General features: G+C 64.2%; 13 protein-coding genes and 3 tRNA genes. 6 read left to right on the top strand and 10 right to left on the bottom strand.

Features of this window, described 5'->3' with window-relative positions; translation table 11 throughout:
- Positions 1 to 203: 203 nt before the first annotated feature.
- Positions 204 to 1,109 (top strand): LysR family transcriptional regulator, encoded by a 906-nt coding sequence (locus ADK67_RS45655; protein WP_053722993.1) that lies wholly within the window; start codon positions 204 to 206, stop codon positions 1,107 to 1,109.
- 87 nt (positions 1,110 to 1,196) lie between these two features.
- Positions 1,197 to 1,448 carry a hypothetical protein gene (locus ADK67_RS45660; RefSeq protein ID WP_053722868.1) on the top strand — a complete coding sequence of 84 codons (252 nt, stop codon included), beginning with the start codon at positions 1,197 to 1,199 and terminating at the stop codon, positions 1,446 to 1,448.
- Positions 1,449 to 1,510: 62 nt separating this feature from the next.
- Here the strand turns inward: ADK67_RS45660 and ADK67_RS45665 are convergent.
- Positions 1,511 to 1,584 (bottom strand) — tRNA-Pro (locus ADK67_RS45665).
- Positions 1,585 to 1,645: 61 nt separating this feature from the next.
- Here ADK67_RS45665 and ADK67_RS45670 point away from each other — a divergent pair.
- Positions 1,646 to 1,719, top strand: a tRNA-Gly gene (locus tag ADK67_RS45670).
- Here the strand turns inward: ADK67_RS45670 and ADK67_RS50195 are convergent.
- From ADK67_RS50195 to ADK67_RS45705, 7 genes are all read right to left on the bottom strand, one after another.
- Positions 1,688 to 2,944: a tyrosine-type recombinase/integrase gene (locus tag ADK67_RS50195; RefSeq protein WP_082404825.1), complete on the bottom strand. Its 1,257-nt coding sequence runs from the start codon at positions 2,942 to 2,944 to the stop codon at positions 1,688 to 1,690. The two genes, ADK67_RS45670 and ADK67_RS50195, sit on opposite strands and share 32 nt — an antisense overlap.
- Positions 2,941 to 3,162 (bottom strand): helix-turn-helix domain-containing protein, encoded by a 222-nt coding sequence (locus ADK67_RS45680; RefSeq protein ID WP_053722870.1) that lies wholly within the window; start codon positions 3,160 to 3,162, stop codon positions 2,941 to 2,943. The genes ADK67_RS50195 and ADK67_RS45680 overlap by 4 nt, the downstream gene beginning before the upstream one ends.
- A 16-nt stretch (positions 3,163 to 3,178) precedes the next feature.
- A complete protein-coding gene (locus ADK67_RS45685; RefSeq protein ID WP_157621621.1) occupies positions 3,179 to 4,753 on the bottom strand; it encodes a replication initiator in 1,575 nt (524 codons plus the stop codon).
- 26 nt (positions 4,754 to 4,779) lie between these two features.
- Positions 4,780 to 6,246 (bottom strand): FtsK/SpoIIIE domain-containing protein, encoded by a 1,467-nt coding sequence (locus tag ADK67_RS45690; protein ID WP_053722872.1) that lies wholly within the window; start codon positions 6,244 to 6,246, stop codon positions 4,780 to 4,782.
- A gap of 351 nt (positions 6,247 to 6,597) precedes the next feature.
- Entirely contained in the window at positions 6,598 to 7,122 is a 525-nt protein-coding gene (locus ADK67_RS55220; RefSeq protein ID WP_331459431.1) for an AMED_5909 family protein, read from the bottom strand.
- Complete coding sequence (locus ADK67_RS45700; RefSeq protein ID WP_231648693.1) at positions 7,119 to 7,298, bottom strand: hypothetical protein; 180 nt, start codon at positions 7,296 to 7,298, stop codon at positions 7,119 to 7,121. Before ADK67_RS45700 ends, ADK67_RS55220 begins: the two co-directional genes overlap by 4 nt.
- A gap of 31 nt (positions 7,299 to 7,329) precedes the next feature.
- The gene (locus ADK67_RS45705; RefSeq protein ID WP_442974259.1) at positions 7,330 to 7,713 is read right to left on the bottom strand and encodes a plasmid replication, integration and excision activator; all 384 of its coding nucleotides are present in this window, start codon (positions 7,711 to 7,713) and stop codon (positions 7,330 to 7,332) included.
- 228 nt (positions 7,714 to 7,941) lie between these two features.
- Between ADK67_RS45705 and ADK67_RS45710 the strand changes: the two genes are divergently transcribed.
- A complete protein-coding gene (locus ADK67_RS45710; protein ID WP_053722874.1) occupies positions 7,942 to 8,685 on the top strand; it encodes a DUF5919 domain-containing protein in 744 nt (247 codons plus the stop codon).
- A gap of 10 nt (positions 8,686 to 8,695) precedes the next feature.
- The gene (locus tag ADK67_RS45715; protein WP_053722875.1) at positions 8,696 to 9,169 is read left to right on the top strand and encodes an NUDIX hydrolase; all 474 of its coding nucleotides are present in this window, start codon (positions 8,696 to 8,698) and stop codon (positions 9,167 to 9,169) included.
- Here ADK67_RS45715 and ADK67_RS45720 read toward each other — a convergent pair.
- Both ADK67_RS45720 and ADK67_RS51920 read right to left on the bottom strand, forming a co-directional pair.
- The gene (locus tag ADK67_RS45720) at positions 9,154 to 9,720 is read right to left on the bottom strand and encodes an HD domain-containing protein (protein ID WP_082404827.1); all 567 of its coding nucleotides are present in this window, start codon (positions 9,718 to 9,720) and stop codon (positions 9,154 to 9,156) included. The two genes, ADK67_RS45715 and ADK67_RS45720, sit on opposite strands and share 16 nt — an antisense overlap.
- 218 nt (positions 9,721 to 9,938) lie before the next feature.
- Positions 9,939 to 12,230, bottom strand: a complete 2,292-nt coding sequence (locus ADK67_RS51920; RefSeq protein WP_157621612.1) for an NACHT domain-containing protein — start codon at positions 12,228 to 12,230, stop codon at positions 9,939 to 9,941.
- Positions 12,231 to 12,791: 561 nt separating this feature from the next.
- Between ADK67_RS51920 and ADK67_RS51925 the strand changes: the two genes are divergently transcribed.
- A tRNA-Gly gene (locus ADK67_RS51925) sits at positions 12,792 to 12,892 on the top strand.
- Positions 12,893 to 13,023: the final 131 nt, after the last annotated feature.

Consider the following 13,023-nt stretch of genomic DNA (forward strand, 5'->3'; position numbering starts at 1 on the left):
GTCACTTCGGGGTCCGACGGACCCCGGGGTCGCCTTCCGGCCACCGCGTACCACCCCTCGCGGTAGCGCGGCGATGTTGATCGACCTCAGGCCACGCGCACGCAGAAGCGCAGCCAGGTCAACTGCCGCTACGCAAAGAGATCACGATGCCGTCCCGCACCGGCCTCATCGTGGACCACGTACACGCACCGTTGGGGAGCTCCATGGAGACGCGTCAGCTTTTGGCGTTCACAACTGTGGTTCAAACGGGCAGTTTCACCAAGGCAGCCGCCACGCTGAATTGCTCGCAACCCACTATAACCACTCGGATCAAGGCGCTCGAAGAGACCCTCGGCGTGCCGCTGTTCCGACGGCTTCCGCGCGGCATCCAGATGACCTCTGCCGGTGTCGAGCTATTGCCGTTCGCTCGGAACATCATCACCCTGACCGACAAAGCCAGAAAAGCGATCACGATGAACGGCGAGCCGCACGGCAAGCTGGTCATCGGCAGCGCACAGAGTCTGACCGACTACCGTCTGTTACCACTGATCGAGTACATGTGCTGGCGCTACCCGAGCGTCCAGATCTCACTCCACTCGCGGAACACCCAGGCCAACCTGACCTCGGTGCGTGAGGGGCGGCTCGACTGCACCTTCTTCATCGGCTCCGTCGAGCCCCGCGAGGGGTTGGAGACGACGGTGCTGTGCCCGGAGCCGTTGGTCATGGTCGCCGGTCCCACCCACGCCTTGACCAGGCGTTCGGTGATCACCGAGGACGAGCTGCGCGGGAGCACGCTCATCCGGGCCGAGAACGGCGCCAGTTACTACGAGCAGTTCGAGCAGGCGTTGGGCCTGCAGGAAGCCGAGTCGAAGTCGCCGGTGCTGGCGCTCGACTCGATCGACGCCGCCAAGCGGGCGGTCGCCTCGGGTCTGGGGATCTCACTTGTCCCCGAGGTGACGGTCGCCGCGGAGTTGGCCGACGGCAGGCTCCGCCGACTGCCCTGGGTCCCGCCGTTCCGGGTGTACACCCAGTTCGCGTGGCGCCAGGACAACTCCACCAACCCGTCGGTGACGGCGCTGGTGTCGGCGGCGGCGCAGGTGGTCAGCGAGCAGGTGGCGACTCCGGCATGACACTGGGGAGCCGTTCTTGAGCACTGGGCGCGGTGTGCTCAAGAACGGCCCGCGTTTCGCGGGACGAGTGCCGGGTAGCACGGACACATGACCGTCAAGGCGAGTGACCTGCGAGAGCTGCTGACGTCCGACCTGCCGGACCCCACCCTGGTCCTGGTCGAGGGCCGACTGGCCGTCGTCCCGGTGGACGACCTGGACACCGACCGCTTCCGCGGCGCCCTGCTGCTGCTCTCCAGAACCGAACTGCTGGCCCGGGGCGTCGACGAGACTTCACCGGACGACGCCCTGGAACGCCAAGCGGCCACGATCTCCACCGCCGTCAACGAACTGGGCGCCTGACCCGTGGGCCGGTGATCCGAAGGAAGAGCCCTGACCAACCAGAAGGCCGGCCAGGGCAACCGTCGGGGCGACAGGATTTGAACCTGCGACCCCCCGCTCCCAAAGCGGGTGCGCTACCAAACTGCGCCACGCCCCGGTCCACCCCAGCCTATCGCGACCAGCTAAGCTGACCACGCGCCCACCCCGGTAGGCGCAACGCGGGTGTAGCTCAATGGTAGAGCCCCAGCCTTCCAAGCTGGTCATGCGGGTTCGATTCCCGTCACCCGCTCCAGCCTCTTCTCGCTGGTAGAGCCCTTACGGACCGTCCCACGTGGACGGTCTTTTGCTTTCTGCGGATCTTCCGTGCCCCTCGCGTGCCCCTTCCCTCCTCCCGTGCCCTTGGTCGCGCTCACCATCGCGTCGATCCCAGCCGCGATGCTCCGGCCCCGCTCCTCCCTCGCGTGGAGGTAGATCAGGGCGGCACGGGTGGAGCTGTGGCCCATCCGATCCATGAGTTCGCGGAGCGTCGCCCCGGTCTCCGCCGCCAGCGTGTTGCCCGTGTGCCGGAGGTCGTGCAGGTGGACGTCCGGCATTCCCGCAGCCTTCCTCGCCCGGTCCCAGATGTGCCAGAAGTTGTTCCGCTTCGGCCGCCCGCCCTTCGGCCCGACGAACACCCAGGCGTCTCCGTCGCCGTCCACGAACTGACTGAGGTGTGCCTCGATCTCCTCGCCGAGGAACGGCGGCAGCGTGACCGGCCGCTTGCTCTTGGCCTTGGGGTCGTCCTCGAACAGCGGCCCGGAGTCCGGTTGCACGGTCTGCCGCTCGACCTGGACCACGCAGAACGTGCGATCACCGTCATGGACGACCGAGAAGTCGCGCCGCTTGAGACCCACCATCTCGGCGAACCGCAGGCTGCCGAACGTCGCCAGCAACACCATCAGGCGATACCGCTCCTCGATGGCGTCAGCAGCCTTGAACACTTGCTGGAGGCTTGCCGTAGGCCGCTCCGGACTCCGCTCCTGGCCGCCGCCCTTGATCGTGCACGGGTTGTGCTTGAGGAGCCGTTCCTCGGGTGCCGCCGCTGTGTTGAGCACCGCCCGCAGGAACCGGTACGCCTTGGCGACGGTCACCTCACCCACGCCGTCGTCCTGCATCTCCTTCCGCCACCGCCGCACCCGCGACGGAGTGAGATCGGCGAGCATCACGTCACCGATCCTCGGACCGACGTGGTTGCGGAGCAGGCCGTCGTACAGCTCGACCGTCCGCACCGCCAGGTCCCGCTCCTTGATCCACGCCTCTGCGTAGACCCGAAGTTTGATCTTGCCCGCGTCCGGGTTCGTCCAGTCGTCGCGCGAAATGTCCGTTTCCACGGCGGCAAGCCACCGGTCGGCGTCCTTCTCGCGTTCGAACGTCATCGGCGCGGTGTGCTGCCTGTCGTCCGGCCCCTGGTACCGCGCCTGCCACCGCCCCGAGGGCAGTTGGCGAACCCGCCCGAACCTCCGCCGCTTGTCGCTCACGACGCCCTCCGCAGGTGTTGCCGAACGGCAGCCGGGTCGAACGCCTCCACCCGACCGGCCTCGATGAAGGCATCGAGGTCAGCCCGCTTGAACCTGATCAACCGTCCAAGCCGGTGGAACGGGATGCGCCGCTCCGCGATCAACCGGCGGACGAACCGCTCCGTCGTGCTCATGTACTCGGCCGCTTCGGGCACGCTGAAGTGCTCTTTCTCGTGCATCGGTGATCCCCCCAGATCAGGCCGCTTGGTCAGTTGCCGAACTCTCTTGCCCACCGGCTGACGCAAGCAGCGCCGCCGTGTACTCCGCCTTCCACCGCCGCCGCTCCGCGACCGCCCGCAGCAGCAGGTGAGGTCTCGGCGGCACGTTCGGGTCACCGGGCTGGACGTTGTTCCACACGACCCGAGTCGGCTGGTCGTCCTGCTTGATCCCGACGTCGGCCAAGAGCTGCCGAACAAACTTCACCCGGTCATGCTTGTGGTCGGCGAGCGACTTGCCCGACCACTTCCGCGACACCAGCACCCGCCGACCGGCGACGCCGAGGGTTGAGCGCTTGTGTGCCTTGCCCTTGCACTTGCCCGGCTCCATCGACGGCCGAGCCCCACGAGGCTGGACGCCGTAGAGCAGCCAGACCGGGCACTGCGGCGAGCAAGGGGTAACGGCCAGCTCCGCGCAGAGCCGTTCGGCGTGGTCCTCCTGGCGGCTGGTCCGGGCGTCGAAGCACTCTCCGATGCTCTTGGTCAGGTACTTCGTCAGGTAGCCGATGTGCCGCCCGGCCTCCTCCGTGCCGCCGAGGATGCCCTTGGAGTGCACCTGCACCCCGAACCGCGCCACGTGCGCTGGACGCTCCACCTGGTCGAGAGCTTCCTCCCACGTCGGCAGAGGTTCACGGGTGATCGGGTCAACGAACCCTTTCGCCCGCGAGTCCCACACCGGCCGGTTGTCGCCGCTGTACTTGATCTCATCGTGGTTGGGCCACCACACCTGGTGGTAGGTGGCCTCAGCGACCGCCCGCAGCTCCGCCCGCGAGATCGAACCCCGGATCGCAGCGTGCCAGTGCGGCGCCAGCCGCCGCTGAGGCTCGACGGTCGAGAAGTACTGCACGTCCCAGCCGACGCACCGCCGGAGGTTCTGCACGAACCGGTCAAGCAGGGCCGCGAAGTGCACCGCGTCCCGAGCAGCACGCCGGTAGTCGTACCGGGCCGGGTCAACAGGGGTGCCGTCCGAGCGCACCTTGCCGTAGCTGTCCAGCGTCAACGTGAGGAACGTCGAGGGCTGGTACTTGCCGCCGAACACCCGTCCGACCGTGCGCTTGACGACCGGCCGCCGAGGCAGGTTCGGTGCATCCTGCCGCCGCCTGGTCGACCGCTTCCGCACCGCCCGAGGCCGGACCTCCAGAGCCGGGAGTTTCCCGCGGACTCCGAGCTGCCGCAGCTCCTCATCAACCCCGGCGACCTCCTCCCGCACCTCCTCCGCGCCGATCTCGTCGCCCTCCTCGACCGCCACCCGGTACGCCTTGACCAGGTCGGCCCGGAAGGCCGCCAACGCCCGCTGGTCGTCGGTGGGCGGGTTCGGGGTGAAGTCGGGTTCCTCAATCAGGTGCCACCCCTCGCGGCACTGCGCCATCCGCAACCGCCGGTTCTTCTCCGCGCACGTCGGGCACACGCTCGCCACGGTCGAGCCGCACGGCACGGGCACGATGTCCACCCGCCCGGTGTCCAGGTCGACCCGCTCCTTGGCCAGTGGCCGGACACACACCCCGTGCTCCTCAGCAACCGCCCGAGCTACGTCCAGCGCCGCCGGCTGCTTCATCCGATCCGCACGGGTCAGGTACTCGCTCACGCCGCGACCTCCCCACTGCCCTCCGGCCGAGTCGGGAAGTCATGCACGTCTGCATCGGCCAGGAAGACATTCAGCTCGACCAAGTCGGCATCGGTGACGTGGAAGGCCCGAGCCCGCTCCGGCTCCCGCTGCCCGTCCTGCTTCACCCAGGCGATACCGGGCGTGTTCTCACTGATCTCGTGAGCTGCCGCGCCCCGCTGCCTGACACCGTCGCCGAGCACCATGTCGACCTGTTGTGGCTCGTCCAGGCGCAGAGCCACACGAGTGCTGAACAGGTGCCGGAACGACACGACCTCCTTACGCGGGTCCTGCACCAGGCCCACGACCGCGTAGCCGGGCGCACGTCCCTGCGAGGTGATCGTCTGGATAGCCCGCGCCGCTCGTTCCCGGAGCTGCTTGTCCGGCTGGTAAGCGATCAGGTCGGCCAACTCATCAACCACCAGGACCGTGAACGGCTCCCCGGTTGACCGCGCCCACAACCGCCGCACACCCCTGTACCGCGTCGCCCGCTCCTTGACCTCAGCGGCGATTTCTTCAAGCAGCGCAACGGCTTCTGGCCCGTTGTCGTACACGACCCGGTCGAAGGCATCCGGACATTGCCCGAGTTCCATCCCGCCCTTCGGGTCGATCCCCACCAGCCGCACCAGGCCCGCCCGAACCGCAGGGGCGAGCTGCCACACCAACGACCACAACACCGACCCCTTGCCCGCACCGGGCACACCGACCACGAGCACCTGCGACCCGAGCAGACGTAGCCGCCACGGCTTGCCCGTCTCGGTCCGGCCGACGACCACGCGCTTGAGATCCACCTCGGCATCCGTCAGCGCGGGAACGATCAGGGGGCGCAGCAGCGGGTCACGGTGGACGAAGTCCAGCTCGATCACGCTCGGCCGCAGGACCCGCACCCGACACGAGCGAGCACCGAACGAGTGCGCCAGCCCATCGCGCCGTAGCTCCCACGCCTCAGGCGACTGTGCCGGAACCATGCGCACCCGGACCCGGTCCCTCCATCCCTCGGACCGCACCCGCCGAAGCCTGGGCCGGTACTCGCGCCCACGGTCCCGCTTGGCCAGCTCAGCCAGCCGCATCACCGATCGCCACTTCGGCACGTAGACCGTCGCCCGCCGCCACTCGGTCACCAGCCGGTACCAGCCATGGCGCAGGAACGACCGACGATCCAGACCCGCCCAGATGCTCAGAGCCGCGACCAGCGACAACACCGCCAGCACCAACGGCGAGAGCCCGAACCGCCACCAGCACCAGGCCGCCGACACCGGCACCAACGTGACCACCGGATACCGAACGACAACGAGCACCAGGCGCACAGCCCCGACAACCACCAACCACACCAACGCCACCAGTGCAGCAGCCCACTTGGCCTTGCCGGGAACGAGCACCCACCACGGCACCCGAGGCCGGACACCCTCGAACGGAGCCGGGTCGACCCACTTTCCGCCGTTCATCGCGCACGCCCCACGGGGGCGAAAATCAGCGGCAGCCAGCCCAGGCAGCCGCAACACACGAGCTGGTTCGGGGCAAAGACACCGAACCGCTTGCACGCCCCACAGGGGCGACCGTTGGACAACTTCCACACTGTCGGAGCACCGCGCCGACTTGACGCGCGCACCCCACGTACCGATAGCCTCGACATGACAGGAATCCCTTGTGAGGTAACGAATACAAGCGAAAGTTCCGGTCGGTGTGTCGCCGGGAAACAGCTTCAGCCCGCCAAGACTCGAACCTGTTCCCGGCGACCCCACCAACCAGCAATTCTGATCACTCAGTCGATCGGAACCGGCTAACCCGGTCGCCCGTCACTCCTGCGTCTCGACCTCGAACAGATCCTCGAAGTCGAACGGCGCGAGGGCGGTCAACGCCCCACTGATGAACCGGGCACCGGGCCGCAGCTCACCGGCACGCGCACGCTTGACCGTCGACCGGTGCAGCCCCATCGCCTTGGCCACCGCGTAGTCCGAGCGAAACCCCGCCAAACGCATGGCCTTGGCGAACATGTCATCGCGGAGCCGGATCTCATGCGGCCGACCGGACAGCACGGCGACCCGCCGGCTCTCGGCACGAACAGTGGTGTTCGACACGAGAGCGTGCGCGAGCTTCTCCGCCTTCTCCCTGTGCAAGTCAGCGAGGAACAGCGACTCCTTCCGCCGGCCTCGATCCCTCTCCGCGATCCGCCGATACGTCTCGGCAGACCGCTGGTGGAAGTCGAGCCACTGCACCTGGGTGGCTTCGAGGGAGGGCAACACCTTCGCCAACGCGTCGTGGGCATGCCGAAGCGTCGTCGCCGATCGCACCGCCGACCACAATTCCTCCGACGGGTTCACTCCCACTCATCCCCCACGACACCCAGCGCAACTCCGCCGTCCTGCAAGGCCGAACGCAGCCTGTTGATCGACTCCCTGTCAACCACCAGAACCGCCGGGAACGCGTTGCCGAAGCGGATCTCCACCCGGTCCGCGAACGCCAACGGGTACGCCCGAATGGGCAGGTCATCGGTCACATGAAGCCGAACCATGTCTGCGCGCATCCGGTCACGCCGCCTTGGACGCGGTCTTGACGACAACCGGCTTCATGCCCGAGGCCCGCAGGCTGTACCCGAGCTTCGCCCGACACCGGTGCCGCTCACCGCCGTGACTCCCCCGGCACGCCTTGTCGTCAATCCACGGCGTCACCGTCAGCCCTTCGAAGACCACCGGTCGCACATCGGTGCCCGGAATCGCCTCTGGCGGAACCGGCTGATGAGGAGCCGCGATCTTCACCGTCACCGCAGCCTCGGCCTTGCGCTCCGCCGCCTGGTCGATCACCAAGACCGACCACACCAACAACCCGGACTCCTTGTCCGTCTCCTGCTGAACCGGCAACCCCTTCGCCCGCTCCTCAGCCGACTGGAACTTGAGCACCGGTTCCACACCCATCACCAGCGCGCCACGAGGGAACACGAAGTCGTGCGACGTGGGGAGCCTGCTCCCACCCGAGATCGCCACAGCCGTTCTCCTGACGTCGATGTCGGCTGGACCCTCTGTCCAGCACCTTGACACCAACCACTTTCGGCAGAAATACGGGACGGCAGCACCGCACAGCGGGACAACTACAGACGTCCTTGGTAGCTTGAAGACGTCCCAACTCGTTCCACAGGGGGAACCATGCCGAACCAACGCCTACGAGACTCATTGCTACGCAACGGCTTTGACACCAACCAGGTAGCCAAGGCCACCGGCGTGGACCCCAAGACGGTCGAACGCTGGATCAACCTCGACCGGACCCCGTACCCCCGTCACCGGCGCACCATCGCGGCCATGGTCCGCGAGGCCGAGACCTACCTCTGGCCCAACGCACTCGCCCCGGATGCCAAAAAGGAGATCACTCAATCGGAGGTCGTGCAGGTCTACCCGCACCGCCACTCCGTCCCCCAGGAGCAGTGGAGCCACCTGGTCGACCAGGCCCGCCTGAACATCTCGATCCTGGTCTACTCGGGCATGTTCCTCACCGACAACCCGAACCTGATCAGGACCTTCCGGCAGAAGGCCGAGGCAGGCGTCAAGATCCGCCTACTCCTGGGTGACCCGGCCAGCCGCGAGGTCGCCCGCCGCAGCGAGGAGGAGGGCATCGGCAAGGGCACCCTCGCCGCCAAGGTCCGCAACGCCCTCGCGTTCTTCAAGCCACTGGCCGACAGCGGCCACGCCGAGATCCGCTGCCACCGCACCACGCTCTACAACTCGATCTACCGCTTCGATGACGAGATGCTCGTCAACACCCACGTCCACGGCTTCATGGCAGCCCACGCCCCGGTCCTCCACCTGCGCCGACTCTCCGGAGGGGACCTCTTCGAGACCTACGCCGAGAGCTTCCAGAGCGTCTGGGACGACGCCAAGCAACCCAAGTGGTAGGCAGGGACACATGGCGCGCACCGACCACTACAACGACCCGAACGCCCCCGAAGCGACCAACATCGTCGTAGCCGTGACCGCATTCGTACAGGACGACCAAGGCCGCCTACTCATGATCCGCCGCACCGACAACGACCTGTACTCCATACCCGGCGGAGCCCAGGACGTAGGCGAGACCATCGGCCACACTGTCGTCCGCGAAGTCAAGGAAGAGACCGGGTTCGATGTCGAACCGACCGACGTCATCGGCATCTACTCGGACCCGGCACACGTCATCTCGTACACCGATGGCGAGGTTCGCCAGGAATTCTCGATCTGCTTTCGCGCTCGCCTGGTCGGCGGCGAGCTGCGCACCAGCAGCGAGTCCAGCGAGGTCCACTGGGTCCAGCGCGGCGACTTGAGCTCCCTCAACATCCACCCGTCGATCCGACTACGGATCGAACACGGCTTCGAGAACCGGCTGAAGCCCTACTTCGCCACGTGACCGCGCCCGAACTCCCGCAGGCGATCCTCAGTCCTCTCAACTGCGGCTCTCAGTTCAGGCTCAGCCTGCTTGATGAAGACCGTCACGACGTCTTTCGGCCCATAGCGCTTGTGGATCTCACCGAGCCGATCACCCACGGTCATTGTTTCACCGTCCGGACTGGTCGTCATATCCGCCCACCAGAGCGCATCACGCACCGCGGACTGCTCGTCTTCCCACGAAGCCAGCTCCGCTGACAGCCCCCTCAACTCAGCCTCTCTGCACGCGCACGAGTGATGCGCCACAAGCGCACACAGCCGTTCCGGAAAGCCCTGCTGTTCGAGGTAACGAGCACCGTCGAGCGGGTGGAACCCAGTCAACGCCAGATCAGGCGCGTACCCCACATCGTGCAGCACAGCCGCCGCCGTCAGTAGCTCATGGTCTTGCCCGACGAACAGCCGCCGAGCCACCCCGGCCCGCGTCGCAACACCCTGCACGTGCACCCACCGTCGTGGCAACGAGTCGGCAAGCCGGTCTTCAGCGACCGAGTAGGCCCATGCGACGAGATCCACAGCCCCACCCTAGGCAGCCAGACCTCACCGCGACAGTCCACTACCGCCGGCCTCCTGCCCTGCTGCTCCTAGAGTGCACGCGCCATAGCCCTACACAACCTCTCCACAGGCAACTTCTTCGAGACCTACTCTGAGAGCTGCGAGCACGTCTGGAATCTATCCGAGCCAGCGACGTTCCAGCGAGCTGCCTGCATGGCCTGCGGGCGAACCCGTAAACCTTAGTCGAGGGCAGCAAGCCGTTCAATCAGGTCTTCATCGCTAGGCCAGTCACCCGTAACAGCTGCATCCAGGACACTGGCCACTCTTCCTGATTGCGAACGGATCGGAACCCAAATTTTACTGGTATTTCTACGAGTGCTTACCACAAGGCCGGTCGCCACTAGAACATCCATCACATTATTGACCACTTGGTAGTACTGCGGTGGCATGCCACGACGCAGAGCACTGTCTTTTCTTCCGGCACCAGCTTGCACATACAACTTTTTAAGGATGACCAAACCGGCAAGCACAGACGGAGAATACGGCAATTCGAGCAGTGAATCCGTAGTAGCACTAGAAATCAGAAAATCGTCGAATTCACAGTTAACGAACTTGTCAGATGGCAAGTCCTCCTGCTGACGAACACCTTCAACCTGCAGAAAAGCACAGGCATAGAATTGAGGCAACGCTTGATGGTCACCTCCTATTTCGAGCCGACCGAATAAACAGTCTTGAAACTGCACTGATGCCAAATTTACGCCAGCAGGGACCATAAAATCGGCTATTGTTAGCTCCCGAAGGTAGATAGGGCCGGCTATGTCAGACTTGAGTTCCAGTGCGATGGCCAACAAGTCAGCAGCTAGCGGCGGTGCTGCACCATGACTACTGACCGCATACCTAAGTGCAGTACTGACTAGACCAGCGCCGGATTCTTCGACACCCAGTCGGTGAGCGGCCGAGCTTATGCCGACCTCCTCAAGGAGTTGACGCCAATCTTCAGAAGGAAGATTAGTACTGTACGGATCGTATACATATTTGACGACATCGCCCGCACGGGCGACATCAGCTAGGACAGAATCCATAATTTTCCGAGATTCTGTCTTTGGATCCTCAATGACCAGCCATGGCAGCCGCCGCAGCAAAATATCTTGACGAATATCTGGCGGGTACCCTACAACTTCTCGAAAAGACTGCCGGATATCTTCCAGAAAGACCGGACCTACACCACTTCCAGTTGCACGTGCTTTAGTAGCCAGTCTCTCGAAAACGGATCGGAGCTGATCTCCTGATACGCCACCTTCAATGTTAGATTCTCGTTCGAAGGTTCTTTTTAGGAGCAAATCCCACCCTTCAGGGGCATCCAGCGCACTTCTCTTGACAAACTCTTCTAGGATGTTTTGAGTCGCAAGATAGCCGAGCAGCAAAGGGCGCGACGGCAACCATGCAGGAATATCGGCTACCCAGCCTTGCCGCGAGAGATAGTCGGAAACCTGTTGGTCAGTGAAATCCGTTGCGCTGAGAATCACGGTTGTTTCATTGAGCCCCAGGGCTTCTTCCAGGTCTGAAGTTTTATAAAACAGGTTTTTCCGCCCTGCAATCAAGACACCCACCGCATTAGGCGTATCTCTGACAAATCTGCGAACTAGCTCGACACTTGAGTATCGCGCACTTCGCTCATTTTCGAAATAACCACCACCAATATTCGCTGGCGCAATCTCATCAAATCCGTCCAACAGTATATGCGCATATCCAGCGCGCCACGCGCGCACCAAGTGGTCAGCACGCCTAAAACCTATGGAACGAGCGTGCCTTTCTAGAGCTTCGATAGGATCGGTCTGCCCATGATGATCGCGCAGACTGATATGAATCGGAAAATGAGTTTCGCCATCTATGCCATACTTGTCAGCAAGGTCAAAAAAAGCTTGACGCAAAGTCATGCTTTTCCCAGCTCCGTAGTCGCCCACGATTACTACTCGCTGCGTCGCTTTTACCTGCGCAACTACTCGCCGATATGAGACGGTTTGAGCGTTATCCCGAACGTCAACAAAGTCCATCGGAAAATACTCACCAATGTCCCTATATGATCCGTTCACCAAATCGCGAGCGCTACCAAATGAAGATTCTCGCCTGTGGCTCAGATAGTCGGAAACATTCAGCAGACGGTTTCTGAAAACCTCAAAAGAAATAATACTTACAAGCTGGTTTCCGATACTTTGAACGGCGGTTCGCTGCTCAGCTGTTGGCTCGCCCTTGGTAACCAGATAGCCTGTTACTTCCTTGCCAGGATACTTGGCCTTCAAATGCAAACTTAGCTCGTCGAGCTTACGCGCGTCACTTAGAGCCTTACCTCTAGCTTGACTTACTGTGGACTCGATGGCTACAGCCACATCGTCGTTGATGAAGACCCCGTCACGCTCTTGGCCATTGAACATGACCGCCCCGTCACCCTCTGTATCGGGATACAACCAGCGAGCGACACGCGTAACCTCCTGCTCAAACGCCTTCTCGCGCCTTTGTGCCTCGGACGCCATAGCGGAGCTTCCTCACCTGAACGGGGGACACCTGTAGGTGTTGGGCTTATAGCCTAAGTCACGCTATGTGTTACCTGCCGAACTTGGCTCTACAGGATCAAGGCGCGCCGCCTGCGGCAGCGCGCGGCTGAGACCGGCTCACGTTGGCACCGACTCCCCGCATCCCGGCACGCCGGGCTCCCGCTTCGCTTCGCCCGTCGGCCGTGCGCGGAGTCGGTGCACGTGGCCGGGTAGCGGCGCGCTACAGCTGGGGGGCTCAGGTCACCGCGGATTCACCGGCTCGACAGTCGGGACGATCGCGCGGTCATGCGGCTTGAGCGGGCTGGGCACGGCGATCGGCTGCCGCGACGGCTTCGCCGTCTTGCCATCGGTGTAGGCGACTCAGCGACGAGGGCTAGGCGTACGGCACGCGAACGGGCACCACCTCGTGGCAACCGAGACGTTGGCCGCGTGTCGGAGTGGTGCCCGATGAAGACTGCGACATGCCATCGCCGCCCGTGCCCCTCGCGTGCCCCATCTCAGGGTCAACAGCGGTCGATCAGGGGCACGGGCGGTCAGATGGCGAGCGAAGGTGCTGGTCAGAGGGTTAGGTGGTCAGGAGCTTGATCACTGCCAGACCTTCCAAGCTGGTCATGCGGGTTCGATTCCCGTCACCCGCTCCAGCTCTCTTCGCAGGCAGTCGCCTTGCTGATCGTCCTATGTGGACGTCGATGTGGTGGATCACCCCCGGCCGTTGACCGAGGCGATCTCGTGGTCGCTGCGCCGCTGCTGCGTTCGGCGCAGGCCAGCGGGG

It is taken from the genome of Saccharothrix sp. NRRL B-16348, from assembly GCF_001280085.1.
Taxonomy (GTDB): Bacteria; Actinomycetota; Actinomycetes; order Mycobacteriales; family Pseudonocardiaceae; genus Actinosynnema.

Coding starts and splice junctions, on each gene's coding strand:
- ADK67_RS45655 (WP_053722993.1), top strand. CDS start 204: ATGGAGACGCGTCAGCTTTTGGCGTTCACAACTGTGGTTCAAACGGGC.
- ADK67_RS45660 (WP_053722868.1), top strand. CDS start 1,197: ATGACCGTCAAGGCGAGTGACCTGCGAGAGCTGCTGACGTCCGACCTG.
- ADK67_RS45680 (WP_053722870.1), bottom strand. CDS start 3,162: ATGCACGAGAAAGAGCACTTCAGCGTGCCCGAAGCGGCCGAGTACATG.
- ADK67_RS45685 (WP_157621621.1), bottom strand. CDS start 4,753: ATGAAGCAGCCGGCGGCGCTGGACGTAGCTCGGGCGGTTGCTGAGGAG.
- ADK67_RS45690 (WP_053722872.1), bottom strand. CDS start 6,246: ATGAACGGCGGAAAGTGGGTCGACCCGGCTCCGTTCGAGGGTGTCCGG.
- ADK67_RS45705 (WP_442974259.1), bottom strand. CDS start 7,713: ATGGGTGTGGAACCGGTGCTCAAGTTCCAGTCGGCTGAGGAGCGGGCG.
- ADK67_RS45710 (WP_053722874.1), top strand. CDS start 7,942: ATGCCGAACCAACGCCTACGAGACTCATTGCTACGCAACGGCTTTGAC.
- ADK67_RS45715 (WP_053722875.1), top strand. CDS start 8,696: ATGGCGCGCACCGACCACTACAACGACCCGAACGCCCCCGAAGCGACC.
- ADK67_RS51920 (WP_157621612.1), bottom strand. CDS start 12,230: ATGGCGTCCGAGGCACAAAGGCGCGAGAAGGCGTTTGAGCAGGAGGTT.